Here is a 14,206-nt window from a genome sequence, read left to right as displayed (position 1 = left end):
AGGGCGGCCTTCTCACACGTTCTTCGCATAACGCCCCGGGGTCACCCCCACCAACTTCCGGAAATGCCGGGTGAGATGGGACTGGTCGAAGAACCCGGTGGCGGTCGCGACCTCCCCCGGCGACCGGCCGTCGAGGAGAAGCCGGCGGGCGCGGTCGACGCGGCGGGAGTTCAGGTACTGGTGCGGCGCGATGCCGTAGGCGGTGCTGAACGCCCGTACGAGATGCGCGGGATGGGCGTGCACGAGCCCCGCGGCCTCGTCGAGGGTGAGGCCGTCGACGACACGCTCGTCGAGGAGTTCGCGCAGGCGGCGGGCGAGGGCGGGATCGGACCGGGGGGTGTCCGCACTGACGCTCGGCCGCAGCTGGGAGCGCAGCCGCTCCCCGATGAACGTCAGCCTGCTCTCGGCCTCCAGCTCGTCCCCGGCGTGTGCGAGGGCCGTGTGCAACTGCCCGACGCGCCGCCGCAGCACGGGATCGCGCAGGTCCGGCCGGTCGACGGCGGCCCCGATGAGGTCGTCGCGCAGATGCGTGCCGTCGAGATAGAGGACGCGCTTGCGGAAGCCGTGCGGGGTGGCGGGGGAGCCGTTGTGCGGCACGTGCGGCGGGAGGAGGGTGACCGTGTCGTGCGGGGTGCCGTGCTCGTGCCGGTCGAGGTCGTACCGTACGGCGCCGTCGTCCACGATGAGCAGCGTCCACGCCTCGTGCACGTGCATCGGGTAGGCGTACTCGGTGAAGTGCGCGTGGAAGACCTCCACGACGCCGGGTATCCGGGGGCGCCAGGCGGAGACCTCCTGCCTGGGGCGCTGGGCGGCCATGCAAAGAACGTACAAGACGGGGCCGTACGACGGTCGGCAGTCTCGAGGCATGAGCACTGAACCGATGCGCTTCGACACCAAGATCGCCGTCCTGCTGCGGGAGGACCTGGAGCCCTGGCAGCGGCTGAACGTGACCGCGTTCCTGGTCAGCGGCCTGGGGACGGCGGTTCCCGAGGTGATCGGCGAGCCGTACGAGGACGCGGACGGCGTCCGGTATCTGCCCATGTTCCGCCAGCCGGTACTGGTCTTCGAGGGGACTAAGGAGACGCTGACGGCGGCCCACGGGCGGGCGCTGTCCCGGGCCCTGCCGCGGTCGCTGTTCACGTCCGACCTGTTCGCCACGGGAAACGACCGCGACAACCGGGCGGCGGTGCGTGCCGTGGGGACGGGTGATCTGGACCTGGTGGGGATGGCGGTCCACGGCCCGAAGAACGCGGTCGACAAGGTGCTGAAAGGCGCGCGGATGCATCCGTGACCGAATCTGCACAGTGCATGCGCAACCGTGCGCGACCTCGACGCGAATGAGTTCTGTTGATGCGGAGTTGTCCTGTTCGCGATGGCCGGGGCAACACCTGCCGGCCCCGTGTGCGGCGCTCGGTGTAGAGAACCTGCCCCCAATTCGTGTGCATCCCCACACGCTTCGGCCGCCGACCGTTTCAACTGCCCAGCTCCGGGCGCCTTCGCACTGGATGCCGGGCACGCTCCGTGGTTTGATCCTCCGCACCGAGCCCCGTCTTCTGTCCCCCGCGGGGCCGCTCTCCCCTCTGGTACATCCATGCGAAGGGCAGTTTCACCATGAACTCCGCTCCCCAGGTTCAGACCGCCGAGATCTCCGACGCCGACCTCGACGCCGTCTCCGGCGGTCTGGCCCCGCAGGCCTCCCTCACCGTCGGCTCCACGACGCTCAGCAGCGCTGACGCCCTGGCCGAGCTCGACACGCTCAAGGCGACCGCTCTCGGCACCCTCGGCGGCACCCTCGGCGCCCTCCCGCACCAGGTCGGCCTGAACGCCAGCTTCTGACCACCAGCCGGCGACCTGACAGCGCCGGCACCGGTCGACAGCCACGGCGACAAGCCCTCCACCGGCGGACAACCGCAGGTGGAGGGCTTTGTCATGCCTTCTCCTAGGCCCATGCAGGTGACGCCCAGTGCGACGCATTCGGGTGCTTGTGGGCACGTGGCGCTTCCTTGACGGCGGCTGGGCGGCATAACTCCGGCAAGCACACACCTACCGAAGGAGACGCTTATGCGTGCATTTGCCGTGCTGGCCGCCATCGCGCTCGCCGGAGCAGTCCTGCTGGGCGGCGCGGCCCAGGCCCTCGCCGACGGCCACGACGACTGGCCGACCAGCGACGTGGGCCACGTCAAGGGCGACCCCGACTTCGGCAAGTTCGAGGGGACCTTCAACTAGGCTTCCGGGCACTGAGTGCCGGGCGTTGCTTGATTCCCCGCACACCGCAGGCGCGGGCCCCCGGCTCGCGCTCGTGCCCAGGCCTGGGCCGACTTCGTGACGTACGTCTCCGAAGCCTGACGCGGCCCGGGCGACGGGCGCCTACCCCGCCGCCACCTCGGCCCCGGCGGCGGCCGGAACGGTAGCTGCGGGCTCCGTCGCCGGAAGCCGCCGCATAAGGGCGCCGTACCCGACAGCGGCCGCCGTGCCGACGACCGCGCACAGCCCCCACAACCACTCCGCCCCGAACCGGTCGATCACCACCCCGGACATCAGCGGAGCGACCAGCGCGGCAAGAGACCAGGACAACGTGTACACGCCCTGGTAGCGCCCGCGCCCGTGCACGGGCGACAGCCGGACGACCAACCCCGTCTGTGTCGGCGCGTTGACCATCTCGCCCAGAGTCCAGACACACACCGTGAGTGCGAAGACGCCGACCGACCCGGCGAAGGCGGTGAGCCCGAAGCCGTACCCGGCCAGCAGGGACGAGACGACGAGCAGCCGCCGGGGATCCCGGCGCTCGATGAAGCGTGTGACGGGGATCTGCAGCGCCACGATCAGCACGCCGTTGACGGCGATGGCCATGCCGTAGTCGGCGGGCGTGAACCCGGCCTGCCCCATGGCGACGGGCAGCCCGACGGACCCCTGCTGAAAGACGAGCGCGACCAGGAAGGACAGCCCGACGACACCCATGTACCGCTTGTCGCGGACGACGGTACCGAGGCCGACGACGTCCTCCCTCGCCCCCTTGGAGACGCCGGCGACCGGTCGTGACTCGGGCAGCTTCAGGAAGACCACGACCGCGCAGACGGCCGTCATCCCGGCCTCGATCAGGAACCCGGCGAGATAGCTGAATTCGGCGATGAAGCCCGCGGCCATGGAGGAGACGGCGAACCCGAGGTTGATGGCCCAGTAGTTGAGGGAGAAGGCCCGCACCCGGTCCTCGGGCCGCACGATGTCGGCCATCATCGCCTGGACGGCGGGCCGGGAGGCGTTGGACGCCATGCCGACCAGGAAGGCGACGGCGGCGATGGCGACGGGATCGTGCACGAACCCGAGGAGGGCGACGGAGACGGCGGTCGAGGACTGGGCGATCAGCAGGGTGGGCCGCCGCCCGAGCCGGTCGGCCATGACTCCGCCCCCGAGCGAGGAGACGACCCCGCCGAGCCCGTGCAGGGACGCGACGAGACCGGCGTAGGAGGCGGAGTACCCGCGGTCGATCGTCAGGTACAGAGCCATGAAGGTGGCGACGAACGCCCCGAGCCGGTTGACGAGGGTGCTGGTCCACAGCCACCAGAACTCGCGGGGCAGCCCGGAGACGGTCTCCCGGGCGGCACGTCTCAGACTGGCGACTGACATCGGAATCCCCCACGGAAGTAAGTGGCCCAAGCGGCAGGCACAACTTACACACGGGTCGATGAGCAAGGCCACTCAATTAACAGATGCCGTCAACTGTCCGCTTGCTGGGCGGCCCTCCTGTGGCCCGAATGCGTGGATTACGCTCTGGGACATGGCCGACGCACCGTACAAGCTGATCCTCCTCCGCCACGGCGAGAGCGAGTGGAACGCGAAGAACCTGTTCACCGGCTGGGTGGACGTGAACCTCAACGAGAAGGGCGAGAAGGAGGCAGTCCGCGGTGGCGAGCTCCTGAAGGACGCCGACCTTCTCCCCGACGTGGTCCACACGTCCCTCCAGAAGCGTGCGATCCGCACGGCGCAGCTCGCGCTGGAGTCCGCGGACCGCCACTGGATCCCGGTCCACCGCAGCTGGCGCCTGAACGAGCGCCACTACGGGGCCCTCCAGGGCAAGGACAAGGCGCAGACCCTCGCGGAGTTCGGCGAGGAGCAGTTCATGCTGTGGCGCCGCTCCTACGACACCCCGCCCCCGCCCCTCGAGGACGGCACGGAGTTCTCCCAGTCGGACGACCCGCGCTACGCGTCGATCCCGCCGGAGCTGCGTCCCCGCACGGAGTGCCTGAAGGACGTCGTCGTCCGCATGCTCCCGTACTGGTACGACGGCATCGTCCCGGACCTCCTGGCCGGCCGCACGGTCCTCGTCGCCGCCCACGGCAACAGCCTCCGCGCCCTGGTCAAGCACCTGGACGGCATCTCGGACGCGGACATCGCGGGCCTGAACATCCCGACCGGCATCCCGCTCTCCTACGAGCTCGACGCCGACTTCAAGCCGGTCACCCCCGGCGGCAAGTACCTCGACCCGGAGGCGGCCGCGGCGGCCATCGAGGCGGTCAAGAATCAGGGCAAGAAGAAGTAGCTTCTGCGATCACGCCTCCCACCTGCGCATACGGCGCGGGCGGGAGGCATTTTCGTGCTCTGGAACCTCTCTGGAACCTGCTCAGCACCGACAAGAACGCCACAGGACTCACCATGCTGCCCAAGCGCGCGGCCTCCAGGCCCCGGCCGACGCCGACCGGCTCCGGGCGGTACTGGACCGCCGTGCAGCGGTCTTCCGCGCGAGGGGCGGCCTGACCGAACACGTTCAAACGGATAGAGGATCAAGGGCAACGCAAGACCCTCTCTTTGTGGTGCCGGTGCCAGACTGCGCGCCAGGGCATCTGATCTTTTGGGGGAGTGGTGGGCTCGTCACGCTTCGTCGCCTCGGCCGCGAGCATGCTGGTCGTCGTGGGCGTTCTGGCCGGGGCGCCGGCCGCTGCGGCGGACACCGGGCGGCCCGGGACGTTGTACGTGCAGAACGTCGACTGGTGCAGCGACACGGGCCCGGGCACGCAGGACGTGCCGTTCTGCTCGGTGCAGGCCGCAGCCGATCTGGTGGTGCCGGGCCAGACGGTCGACATCGTCGGCCCCCCGCGCCACGGCGGGACGGTGACCATTACCCGGTCCGGCACTTCCTCCGCGCCGATCACCTTCCAGGGCGTCACCTCCGACCCCATCGGCACCTCGGCCGCCCAAATCCTGCCGCCGTCCCTGGGCGGAACGATCACCCTGTCGGGCGTGCACGATGTCCACATCTCCTACCTCCTGCTGGACCACTCCACGACCGACGCCGTTGACGTCAAGGGCTCGCAGGACGTGGTGCTCGACCGCCTGCGCATCGCCCAGCAGGGCCCCCAGGACGCGCCCGCGGCCACCGACGGGGTCTCCGTCGACGGCGCCTCGTCGGATGTCACCGTCTCCCGCAGCCGGATCTACGACAGCCACGGGAACGCCGTCCAGGTCGCGTCCGGCGCGCACGACGTCACCGTGACGACCAACGAGCTCGAAGGCGGCAGGTACGCCGAGATCGCGGTCAGCGGCACCGCCACCGCGGATCTGACGGGCAACACGCTCGACGACGCGTGCGGTCCGGGCCTCAGCATCGACCGCGGCTCCTCCGCGACGGTGGAGAACAACGTCTTCACGGGCATCGGGCAGAGCCTCGTCTGTCCCGCCCCGACGGCCCCCGCGTTCTCCGTCGCCGCCGATTCGGCGGCCTCCGTGACCGCCGATTACAACGCCTTCGCGCTCGACAGCGGCCGGACCGAGTACTCCTGGGGCGACACCGGCTACACCACGGCCGCGGCGTTCACCGCGGCCACCGGCCAGGGCGCCCACGACCTCGACCACGTCGGCTACGCATACCCGGACGCCACGGACGAGAACTCCCCGGTGATCGACTCGGCCGACGCCGATGCGCCGGGCGAACCGGCCACCGACGTGAACGGCGCGCCCCGGGTCGACGACCCTCTCGTCGCGGACACCGGCACCGGCGCCCACACGACGTACGACCGCGGGGCTTTCGAGCGGCAGGACACCCTCTCCGCGCTCGGCGGTGCCACGCCGTCCAGCGGTATCGGCCCGCTCAGCGTGTCGGTGACGCCGGGCAGCGCGAAGCCCGGCTCCTGGGGTCTGCCGCAGACGTACACGGTGGACTTCGGCGACGGCAGCCCGGCCGTCACGGACGCCTCCGGGACCGTCACGCACACGTACACCACCCCCGGCGTCTATGCCGAGAAGGTCACCGTCACCGACGCCAACGGGTCCAGCACGACCCGGACGGCGAAGGTCACCGTCGGTACGGCGACGCCCCCGGCCACGTCCTTGGCCGTGAGCCCGGAGATCGCCCAGGGCACCGTCGACGCGGGAACCGCCTTCCTGAGGCTCGACCACTCGGACAACTGGGAGCTCGCCTCACGCACGATCTCCTGGGGCGACGGCTCCTCCAGCAGCGTGCCCGTCACCGCGGGAGTCACGGGGCATGACTACTACGACGAACAGTTCAGCAGCTACACGATGAAGCTGACGCAGACCGACATCTTCGGGCGCACCGCCACCGCCACCGCCGCCTTCCGGCCGGCCGACTCCTACACGCCGCTGACGCCGCCGGAGTACGACTACCAGGGCACCGTCAAGGCCCATGGCCTCCTCGACCTCACCAGCAGCACCCTGCACACCGATTCGAACGGCGTCGACGCGGCCGCCCTGAGGGTCACGGTCACCGGCGGCACCGCGGGCGGCTATCTGACCCTCTATCCGTACGGCACCACGCGGCCGGCCGTCTCAGCTCTGAACTTCGCCGCGCACCAGGCCACCGAGAACGGCATGACGGTCAGGACAAGCCCCTCCGGGGACGTGTACCTCTACAACGGCAGCGCAGCCTCCGTCAGCGTGAAGGTCGTCACCGCCGGGATCTTCAGCCACGCCCAGTACGGACACACCTACACGCCCGTCACCCCCGTCCGCGTGCTCGACACACGAAGCGGCACGGGCGGCGTCACCGGCCCGGTGGCGTCCGGGAAGTCGATCACAGTCGGTGTGGCCGGGACCCACGGCATCCCGGCGGACGCGGCGGCCGTCGTCCTCGACGTCCAGACGACGAGCGCCCAGGCGTCCGGGTCGCTCACCGTCACCTCGCACGGCATCGCGGACTCGGCCGTCACCACGTCCTACTGGACCAAGGGGCAGACGGTATCGAACGTGACCGTCGTGCCGCTCGCCGACGGCAAGGTCGTGCTGCACAACAGCAGCAGCGGCTCCGTGCAGCTGGTCACCGACGTCTTCGGCTACGTCGACGCGACCGGCACCGGTTCGGTCTACTTGCCGTCCACGCCCACCCGGATCCTCGACACCCGGAACGGCACCGGCACCGGGGGCCGCATCGCCAAACTCGGGGCGCACCAGACGCTGAAGTTCAAGTTCAGCGGCGCCCACGGCATCCCGTCGTCCGGCGCCACGGCCGCCGACCTGGTGCTGACCGCCGTCAGCCCCGCCACCGGCGGCTACCTGACAGCCTGGGCCGACGGAACCACCCGGCCGGGTACGGCGAGCCTGGACTACGGCACCGGGCAGACGACACCGAACGAGATCATGCCCCGGGTCGGCTCGGACGGGTACGTCGACATCTACAACGGCGGCTCGGCGGCCGTGAACGTCCTCGCTGACCAGTACGGCGTGTACGTGGCCCAGTGATGCCGCAACCGCCGACAGCCCGCGCAGAAACATCATGGCGCAGCAGCCCCAAAATCCGGGCGGTCGAAACTCAGGGCAAGAAGAAGTAACCCGACCTGAAGAAGCCCCCTACCTGCGGGTTCTCCGCCGGGAGGGGGCTCTTTCATGAGCCGGGGCCGTGTCTGGGCCGTCGTGCTCAGACACTCACACCACGCGCGATGCGGTACAGCACGTTCGGACGCAGTGGCCCTTCGGGCACGGTGGGGTCGTCGAAATCGTCAGCCGGGTCGCGGGTCATGCCGATCCGGCGCATCACTGCTTGGGAACGGAGGTTGGTGGCAGTCGTCACTGCAAGGATCTCGGGGAGTCCAAGCGTTTCGAAGCCGAAGGCCAGGACAGCCAGGGCGGCCTCGGTGGCGTACCCCTGGCGCCAGGCCGAGCGAGCGAGCCTCCAACCGATCTCGACCCCCTTGAACGGCATGCCATCATCCACTTGGTCCAAGCCCGCGAAGCCGATGAACTCGCCCGTGGCCTGCACTTGAACTGCCCACCATCCGTAGCCCCGCTGGTCGAACTCGGCCTGGAACCGCGCCACGGAGGCATCGCTCTGTTCACGGGTGAGCAGGTCGCCCAAGTGCTGCCGAACCTCGGGATCGGCATTCATCGCCGCCCACGGTTCAAGGTCGGAGTCTTGCCATCGACGGAGCACGAGGCGATCGGTACGCAGTTCAGCCATGCCGACCAGCCAACGTGAGCGCTACCCCCAAGGCAATCCATTTTCCTGCCGCCACTCAAAAGGAGACTGCTTCCCGGTCAGAGCAGTGGCTTCGGCGCGCATGTCGAATGCCCCGCCCAACAGCTGACACCACCACCAGCCGTCCGCTGCACACGTACGGCGTTTGGCTGCGCGCGCCCCTCGTCAGGAGCTCGTAGCCATGGTTCATGGCGGCAGCCTCATCCGACAGGGGGCCGGAAAACAGCCACAAAAAGGGTGAAATCTCCGGGCGAACCTCTTCCCGTGGCTCGCCGCTCACGGCCCCTGCGGCCGAGAGTGACGCCGGCACCATCCCGCTCCCCACATGGACCAAAACCCTCGGCTGGTGCGGTGTCGCCGGGCTGATCTACCTGCTGGTCTGTGCCGTAAGCATCATCAGTCGCGGCTTCGCGGGGCTGGGCAGCGACGCGGCGCACGCCATGTTCGCCTTCGCCGCGCACCCGTGGGTCGGACTGAGCGTCGGCATTCTCGGTACGGTCCTGATCCAGTCGTCGACCACGACGACGGCCATCGCCGTCACCGCCGTGGGGTCGGGCGCGTTGCCCATCCAGGGCGCGATTCCCATCATCCTGGGCGCCAACGTCGGCACCACGGTGACGACGAGCCTGGTCGCGCTGACCTTCATCGGAAACCGCACGGAGTTCCGCAGGGCGCTGGGCGCGTCCACCGTCCATGACTTCTACAACTGGCTCGCGTTGCTGATCTTCTTCCCGATCGAGCTGATCTGGCATCCGCTGCAACACATCAGCGGGACGCTGACCGATGCGCTGTACGGCACGGACTGGCTGCCGAACCCGGCTCACTTCAACTTCATCCGGGCGGCCACCAGGCCGGTGGAGCACGGGGTGATCCACGCGACCTCGCACGTCAGCAGCACGCTCGGCCCGCTGTCCACGGTCGTGATCGGTGCCCTGCTGATCCTGGTCGCCGTCCGCTACCTGGGAAAGCTGCTCAAACTGCTCATGGTCGGCAGAGCCCGCGACATCCTGATCAAGGCCGTGGGCCGCAATCCCTACCTCGCCATGGCGTCGGGCATGGGGGTGACCGTCGTCACCCAGTCCTCGATCATCACCACGTCCGTGCTGGTCCCCTTCGCGGGAACGGGCATCCTGACACCGGCGCAGGTGTATCCCGTCGTCGGCTCCAACCTCGGCACGACGTTCACCGTGGTCTTCGCGGCGTTCGCGGGCGTCGGGCAGGACGCGAAGATCGGCCTGCAGGCGGCCTTCGTCCACCTGATCTACAACCTCTGCGCGATCGTCGTGATCTACGTGATCCCGTTTCTGCGCCCCGTGCCGCTGTTCTGCGCCGAGAACCTCGCCCGCATCGCCTCCGAGCACCGGTGGGTTCTCGCTGTCTACCTCGGCACCGTCTTCACGCACTGCCCGCCCTGGTCATCGTGCTGGTGGGCGTGCTCTGAGTACGGCGTTCGACGGTGGAACCCGTCAGGGCTCAAGGCTCCGGGGCAGATTCACTCAGCACGTGGGCACCTTTGACGCCCGCTGATTTCGTTGTGCCCGCACTTGTGATCGTATTGGCTGTCGGCATCGAACTGTCAGTACCGCTGGTGTCCGCTCGGCTGTAGCAGGGAGTCAAACGTGCAGGACATTGTCGTCGACCCCGGTGCCCATAATCGGGCAGCCTGGGACAGGTATGTCCAGGAGGGCAACGAGTGGACGAGGCCGGTGAGCGCTGAGGATGTCGAGCGCGCCCGCAGGGGCGACTGGTCGATTGTTCTCATCGGGCGTGAGCCAGTCGACCGCTCCTGGCTGCCGACGGACCTGACCGGCAAGGACGTGTTGTGCCTGGCCTCCGGCGGTGGTCAGCAGGGTCCGATCCTCGCCGCCGCGGGGGCGCGGGTCACCGTGTTCGACAACTCGCCCCGCCAGCTCGGCCAGGACCAGATGGTGGCGGCGCGCGACGGACTTGAGCTGCGCACCGTCCTGGGGGACATGCGCGACCTCAGCGCCTTCGGCGACGCAGCATTCGACGTTGTGTTCCACCCGGTCTCGAACGCATTTGTACCCGACTTGGCGCCGGTGTGGCGTGAGTGCTTCCGCGTTCTGCGGCCGGGCGGAACCCTGCTCGTGGGCTTCCTCAACCCTGATGTGTACTTGTTCGACCACGAGGCCCTCGACGAGCGCGGCGAGCTGGTCGTCGTGCACAAGCTGCCCTACAGCGATGTCACGCAGTACTCCGCCGAGGAACGCGCCGCGAAGTTCGGCGCGGATGCCCCTCTTGAATACAGTCACACCCTCACCGACCAGATCGGCGGGCAACTCGCCGCCGGGTTCGTCCTCACCGGCTTCGCAGAAGCACCGCACCAATCCAATGCATCCGCCCCCTACATGTCGGGCTATTTTGCGACACTGGCGGTAAAGCCAGGCTGACGCGGACAGAACCGACTGAACGACACCTGCGGAGGCCGGCTCCGGCGGCGGTTCGAAGGCGGCGGGCGGCGACCACGCCGCCGGTGCCGCGCAGAACCTGTCCGCGTCCGACGCGGACGGCAAGGGCGGTGCGGCGCAGGTCACCAGCGGTGGCAACACGAAGCAGAGGGTGCGCCCGGCGTCCGTCTCGGGCGGGACCGACGAGGCCGGGGGCAAGGGTACGACGGCCGGCGCCCAGCCCTGCCGCGGAGACGAGATGCTTGTCTCCGCCGCGCACCGGTTCGCGGGTCAGCAGGGCGACCACCTGCTGATCACCGCGGCTAACGAGGACAACCCGGGCGGCGGCAAGCACATCACGCTCCAGCCCGGAGCCAAGGCGTGCGGCGCAGTGAACCTCTTCGACTACGGCTCGAAGCACCACACGGTGCAGTCGCTCGCCATCGCGCAGCGGGGTGCGCACGGCCAAGACGGCCCCTTCTGCTCCGTCGTCATGAAAGGGCCAGAAGCCGCAGTTCAGCTGGAACGAGGCCGACGTGCTGAACTCGAGCACCAGAAGCCGTACGACTTCTGACAGCCGTCGACGTCGTCAGGGGAGCCTCTTCATCACCCGCAACCCGATCCAGTACGCCAGGACGGCAACCGCGAAGCTGACGAAAAATACGGCAGTGTGCGGATAGTCCCGGGTCAGCCGCTCGGCCGAGTCGCGGGCCAGTCCGAAGGTGAAGGAGTAGCCGGCCGCGGCCGCCAGGGCGGCTCCGGCCCTGTCCTTGGTCCACCGCGCCTTCGGCCCGGAGTTGCTTGTCATCGGACGGTTGTACCGGGGGCAAGGGCGGTGCACAAGATCCAGCCGTCCGGACGCATCCCGGCCGTCGCTCGGCGGCCAGCTACCTTGAGCCCGTGACCGGTGGAAGCAGACGCCTCAAAGCGGCGGCCTGGGCTGTTGTCCAGTGGATCCTGACGACAGTCGTGATCCGCTTGATCGGCCTGGGCATCGACGAGTTCAGGAGTTGGTCGGCGTCCGCCGTGTTGGCCGCTGCTGCCATCGCGACCGGGGAGCTGTCGGACCGCTGGCACCGGCGTAGGCGAAGGAGGAAGGCGCGCACGTCTTCCGACTCGGTGGCGACCCGCGAGTAATCGCAGCTTCCGTCACGCCTCCGGGCCCCAGTGCTCCGGCCCCACTCCCCGCCAGTCGATCCAAGGCAATTGCGCCACGTCCGCCGGATCGATCTCCAGGCCGGCCCGGCGGAGGAATTCCGCGACATCCGTCACGTTGTACGCCAGCCCGAGGATCTCGCCGTCCACACGCACGCGCCTGCCTCCCGAGGGCGACGGTGGATGCACGGTCACGCGAATCGGTCCGGCCATGCCTTCAGGATCATCCGGGATGTCCGGGTCTGCACTCCAGCGTGTCATCGGGGGAGCCGCTCACTGGCGTTTCCGTGTGATCGTCCCAGGTCTCGCAGCTCCCACCAGGCTGCGGGGCTGGGGCGCCGGTGCTGCCAGTAGGGGTGGAAGTACAGCTGGGCCGACAGCTGGTGCAGGCGCCGGCGCAGCTCGGTGCGGCCGGGGTGCTCGGCGAGCCGGCGGTAGGTGGCGCTCCAGTCCTGCTGCGCCTGGGCGAGGTCGTCGGGGAACGGTCGCATGGCCGAATTCAAGCATGTGTTCGATTTTTTGGGCCAGTCGGATCGCCGTCGGGTGGATGTAGGCGAGTCGTCGGTGGCTGTCGGATGGATGTAGGCGGCTCGTCGGCGGGGGCTGACACCTTCCAGGGACGGGGCCGGCCGGAGTTCGCCGGGCGGCCACACACCTGAGGAGCCACCATGCACACACCTGTCACGATCATCGGCGCCGGACTCGGCGGACTCACGCTCGCCCGCGTTCTGCATGTCCACGGAATCCCGGCCACCGTCTACGAGGCGGAGGCCTCCCCGTCGGCCCGCGCACAGGGCGGGATGCTCGACATCCACGACTACAACGGGCAGCTCGCCCTCCAGGCCGCCGGTCTGATGGACGAGTTCCGCGCCATCGTCCTGGAGGGCCGCGAGGCGATACGGATCCTCGACCCGGACGGAACCGTCCTGCTCGACAAGGCCGACGACGGCGACGGCGGACGCCCCGAGGCGATGCGCGGCGAGCTGCGGCAGATGCTGATCGACTCGCTCCCGGCGGGCACCATCCGATGGGGGCACAAGGTCAGCGGCACACATGCCCTCGGCGACAGCCGCCACGAGGTCACCTTCGCCGACGGCACCACCCTCGTCACCAGCCTGCTGGTCGGCGCGGACGGCGCGTGGTCGCGGGTCCGGCCGTTGCTCTCCGACGCCACACCCACGTACACCGGCACATCGTTCGTCGAGACCTATCTGTACGAGGCCGACACCCGGCATCCCGCCGCCGCGAAGGCGGTCGGCGGCGGGATGATGATCGCGCCCTCGCCGGGCAGGGACATCTTCGCCCACCGGGAGAGCGGCGACACCCTGCACATATACGTGGCGCTGTCGAAGCCGCTGGACTGGTTCGCCGCGATCGACTTCACCGACGCCGCCGCGGCGACGGCACGGACAGCGGCGGAGTTCGAGGGCTGGGCACCGGAGCTCAGCGGGCTGATCACCGACAGCGACACCGCGCCGGTCCTGCGTTCCCTGTACGCCCTGCCGACCGGGCACCGCTGGGACCGGGTGCCGGGCGTGACCCTGCTCGGTGACGCCGCCCACCTCGCGACCCCCAACGGAGAGGGCGCCAACCTCGCCATGCTCGACGGCGCCGAACTCGGCAAGGCCATAGCCGCCCACCCGGACGACACCGAGGCCGCGCTCGCCGAGTACGAGCAGACCATGTTCCCCCGCAGCGCCGAGGCCGCCACCTTCGAAGGCGACGAGATACCCCGGATCGACTCCGAGGCCGATATCGCCGACCTGATCGCCCTGTTCACCCAGAAGGGCGAATGAGCCGCTCCTTCCACCGGGTGCGCCCCCTGCGGTCCATGGCGAGGTACGCAGTCCGGGGCACTTACGACGAAGGGCCCCGGCACGCTCACCGGGGCCCTTCACCGTCGTACGAGTCGTTCGAAATCAACCGGAGCGGTCAGCCGCACTGACAGGGATTACCCGACTGGCACCCGCAGCCGCAGCCCGAGCCGCAGCCGCACGCGCCGAAGAGCGGGAGGCTCTTGATCTCGGCGGGCTGGTCCGTCTCGCGCTCCTGCGTCGGGTCGGGCGTGGTGGGGGCTTCGGCCATGGGTCCTCCTGGAGACCTAGAGGCTGGTGCCTGTGCCCATTGCATGCCCGCCGTGCTGGGCGCATCAACGGCGCACTGTGGCGTCCACACGCCCCGCTCTCAGGGTTCACGCCCCTCGGTATCCCTTGGCTGTACG

General features: G+C 69.3%; 16 protein-coding genes. 10 read left to right on the top strand and 6 right to left on the bottom strand.

Going from position 1 to position 14,206, the window contains the following annotated elements:
• Positions 1-12: 12 nt before the first annotated feature.
• Positions 13-816 (bottom strand): AraC family transcriptional regulator, encoded by an 804-nt coding sequence (locus ACFY1U_RS30270; RefSeq protein WP_390697289.1) that lies wholly within the window; start codon positions 814-816, stop codon positions 13-15.
• A 49-nt stretch (positions 817-865) separates the two neighbouring features.
• Here ACFY1U_RS30270 and ACFY1U_RS30265 point away from each other — a divergent pair, with 49 nt between their 5' ends.
• The 3 genes from ACFY1U_RS30265 (at position 866) to ACFY1U_RS30255 (ending at position 2,226) form a co-directional block, all read left to right on the top strand.
• Positions 866-1,291, top strand: coding sequence for a DUF2000 family protein (locus ACFY1U_RS30265; RefSeq protein ID WP_390697288.1), 426 nt, complete (start codon positions 866-868; stop codon positions 1,289-1,291).
• 320 nt (positions 1,292-1,611) lie between these two features.
• Positions 1,612-1,836, top strand: a complete 225-nt coding sequence (locus ACFY1U_RS30260) for a hypothetical protein (RefSeq protein ID WP_390697287.1) — start codon at positions 1,612-1,614, stop codon at positions 1,834-1,836.
• 225 nt (positions 1,837-2,061) lie between these two features.
• Entirely contained in the window at positions 2,062-2,226 is a 165-nt protein-coding gene (locus ACFY1U_RS30255) for a hypothetical protein (protein WP_390697286.1), read from the top strand.
• A 141-nt stretch (positions 2,227-2,367) separates the two neighbouring features.
• Here the strand turns inward: ACFY1U_RS30255 and ACFY1U_RS30250 are convergent, their stop codons facing one another.
• Complete coding sequence (locus ACFY1U_RS30250; RefSeq protein WP_390697285.1) at positions 2,368-3,624, bottom strand: MDR family MFS transporter; 1,257 nt, start codon at positions 3,622-3,624, stop codon at positions 2,368-2,370.
• Positions 3,625-3,775: 151 nt separating this feature from the next.
• On the opposite strand from ACFY1U_RS30250, the gene ACFY1U_RS30245 reads away from it, so the two are divergent.
• Positions 3,776-4,537 (top strand): phosphoglyceromutase, encoded by a 762-nt coding sequence (locus ACFY1U_RS30245; protein WP_030941433.1) that lies wholly within the window; start codon positions 3,776-3,778, stop codon positions 4,535-4,537.
• 320 nt (positions 4,538-4,857) lie between these two features.
• The gene (locus ACFY1U_RS30240; protein WP_390697284.1) at positions 4,858-7,689 is read left to right on the top strand and encodes a PKD domain-containing protein; all 2,832 of its coding nucleotides are present in this window, start codon (positions 4,858-4,860) and stop codon (positions 7,687-7,689) included.
• Positions 7,690-7,864: 175 nt separating this feature from the next.
• On the opposite strand, the gene ACFY1U_RS30235 is transcribed toward ACFY1U_RS30240, so the two are convergent.
• Positions 7,865-8,404, bottom strand: coding sequence for a GNAT family N-acetyltransferase (locus ACFY1U_RS30235; protein ID WP_390697283.1), 540 nt, complete (start codon positions 8,402-8,404; stop codon positions 7,865-7,867).
• 206 nt (positions 8,405-8,610) lie between these two features.
• Here ACFY1U_RS30235 and ACFY1U_RS30230 point away from each other — a divergent pair, with 206 nt between their 5' ends.
• The 3 genes from ACFY1U_RS30230 to ACFY1U_RS30220 all read left to right on the top strand — a co-directional run bounded on the left by ACFY1U_RS30230 (position 8,611) and on the right by ACFY1U_RS30220 (position 11,404).
• Positions 8,611-9,939, top strand: a complete 1,329-nt coding sequence (locus ACFY1U_RS30230; protein ID WP_390697282.1) for a thymidylate synthase — start codon at positions 8,611-8,613, stop codon at positions 9,937-9,939.
• 102 nt (positions 9,940-10,041) lie between these two features.
• A complete protein-coding gene (locus tag ACFY1U_RS30225; RefSeq protein ID WP_390697281.1) occupies positions 10,042-10,833 on the top strand; it encodes a class I SAM-dependent methyltransferase in 792 nt (263 codons plus the stop codon).
• A gap of 256 nt (positions 10,834-11,089) precedes the next feature.
• Positions 11,090-11,404, top strand: coding sequence for a hypothetical protein (locus ACFY1U_RS30220; protein ID WP_390697280.1), 315 nt, complete (start codon positions 11,090-11,092; stop codon positions 11,402-11,404).
• 15 nt (positions 11,405-11,419) lie between these two features.
• Here the strand turns inward: ACFY1U_RS30220 and ACFY1U_RS30215 are convergent, their stop codons facing one another.
• Positions 11,420-11,638, bottom strand: coding sequence for a hypothetical protein (locus ACFY1U_RS30215; protein WP_390697279.1), 219 nt, complete (start codon positions 11,636-11,638; stop codon positions 11,420-11,422).
• Between the two features lie 92 nt (positions 11,639-11,730).
• On the opposite strand from ACFY1U_RS30215, the gene ACFY1U_RS30210 reads away from it, so the two are divergent.
• Positions 11,731-11,967 carry a hypothetical protein gene (locus ACFY1U_RS30210; RefSeq protein ID WP_390697278.1) on the top strand — a complete coding sequence of 79 codons (237 nt, stop codon included), beginning with the start codon at positions 11,731-11,733 and terminating at the stop codon, positions 11,965-11,967.
• 12 nt (positions 11,968-11,979) lie between these two features.
• On the opposite strand, the gene ACFY1U_RS30205 is transcribed toward ACFY1U_RS30210, so the two are convergent.
• Together ACFY1U_RS30205 and ACFY1U_RS30200 are read right to left on the bottom strand one after the other, a co-directional pair.
• Positions 11,980-12,198 carry a hypothetical protein gene (locus ACFY1U_RS30205; protein ID WP_390697277.1) on the bottom strand — a complete coding sequence of 73 codons (219 nt, stop codon included), beginning with the start codon at positions 12,196-12,198 and terminating at the stop codon, positions 11,980-11,982.
• Positions 12,199-12,242: 44 nt separating this feature from the next.
• A complete protein-coding gene (locus ACFY1U_RS30200) occupies positions 12,243-12,476 on the bottom strand; it encodes a hypothetical protein (protein WP_390697276.1) in 234 nt (77 codons plus the stop codon).
• Between the two features lie 177 nt (positions 12,477-12,653).
• On the opposite strand from ACFY1U_RS30200, the gene ACFY1U_RS30195 reads away from it, so the two are divergent.
• Positions 12,654-13,781, top strand: a complete 1,128-nt coding sequence (locus tag ACFY1U_RS30195; RefSeq protein WP_390697275.1) for an FAD-dependent oxidoreductase — start codon at positions 12,654-12,656, stop codon at positions 13,779-13,781.
• Positions 13,782-14,206: the final 425 nt, after the last annotated feature.

Origin of the sequence: Streptomyces sp. NPDC001351, from assembly GCF_042896045.1 — a bacterium.
GTDB lineage: Bacteria > Actinomycetota > Actinomycetes > Streptomycetales > Streptomycetaceae > Streptomyces.
The sequence above is the reverse complement of the archived record's forward strand: the minus strand, read 5'-3'. Positions and strand labels throughout refer to the sequence as shown.

What these genes read in the sequence shown, in the direction of transcription:
- ACFY1U_RS30270 (WP_390697289.1), bottom strand. Translation starts at nt 816, where the DNA reads ATGGCCGCCCAGCGCCCCAGGCAGGAGGTCTCCGCCTGGCGCCCCCGG.
- ACFY1U_RS30265 (WP_390697288.1), top strand. Translation starts at nt 866, where the DNA reads ATGAGCACTGAACCGATGCGCTTCGACACCAAGATCGCCGTCCTGCTG.
- ACFY1U_RS30260 (WP_390697287.1), top strand. Translation starts at nt 1,612, where the DNA reads ATGAACTCCGCTCCCCAGGTTCAGACCGCCGAGATCTCCGACGCCGAC.
- ACFY1U_RS30255 (WP_390697286.1), top strand. Translation starts at nt 2,062, where the DNA reads ATGCGTGCATTTGCCGTGCTGGCCGCCATCGCGCTCGCCGGAGCAGTC.
- ACFY1U_RS30250 (WP_390697285.1), bottom strand. Translation starts at nt 3,624, where the DNA reads ATGTCAGTCGCCAGTCTGAGACGTGCCGCCCGGGAGACCGTCTCCGGG.
- ACFY1U_RS30245 (WP_030941433.1), top strand. Translation starts at nt 3,776, where the DNA reads ATGGCCGACGCACCGTACAAGCTGATCCTCCTCCGCCACGGCGAGAGC.
- ACFY1U_RS30235 (WP_390697283.1), bottom strand. Translation starts at nt 8,404, where the DNA reads ATGGCTGAACTGCGTACCGATCGCCTCGTGCTCCGTCGATGGCAAGAC.
- ACFY1U_RS30230 (WP_390697282.1), top strand. Translation starts at nt 8,611, where the DNA reads ATGGCGGCAGCCTCATCCGACAGGGGGCCGGAAAACAGCCACAAAAAG.
- ACFY1U_RS30220 (WP_390697280.1), top strand. Translation starts at nt 11,090, where the DNA reads ATGCTTGTCTCCGCCGCGCACCGGTTCGCGGGTCAGCAGGGCGACCAC.
- ACFY1U_RS30215 (WP_390697279.1), bottom strand. Translation starts at nt 11,638, where the DNA reads ATGACAAGCAACTCCGGGCCGAAGGCGCGGTGGACCAAGGACAGGGCC.
- ACFY1U_RS30205 (WP_390697277.1), bottom strand. Translation starts at nt 12,198, where the DNA reads ATGGCCGGACCGATTCGCGTGACCGTGCATCCACCGTCGCCCTCGGGA.
- ACFY1U_RS30200 (WP_390697276.1), bottom strand. Translation starts at nt 12,476, where the DNA reads ATGCGACCGTTCCCCGACGACCTCGCCCAGGCGCAGCAGGACTGGAGC.
- ACFY1U_RS30195 (WP_390697275.1), top strand. Translation starts at nt 12,654, where the DNA reads ATGCACACACCTGTCACGATCATCGGCGCCGGACTCGGCGGACTCACG.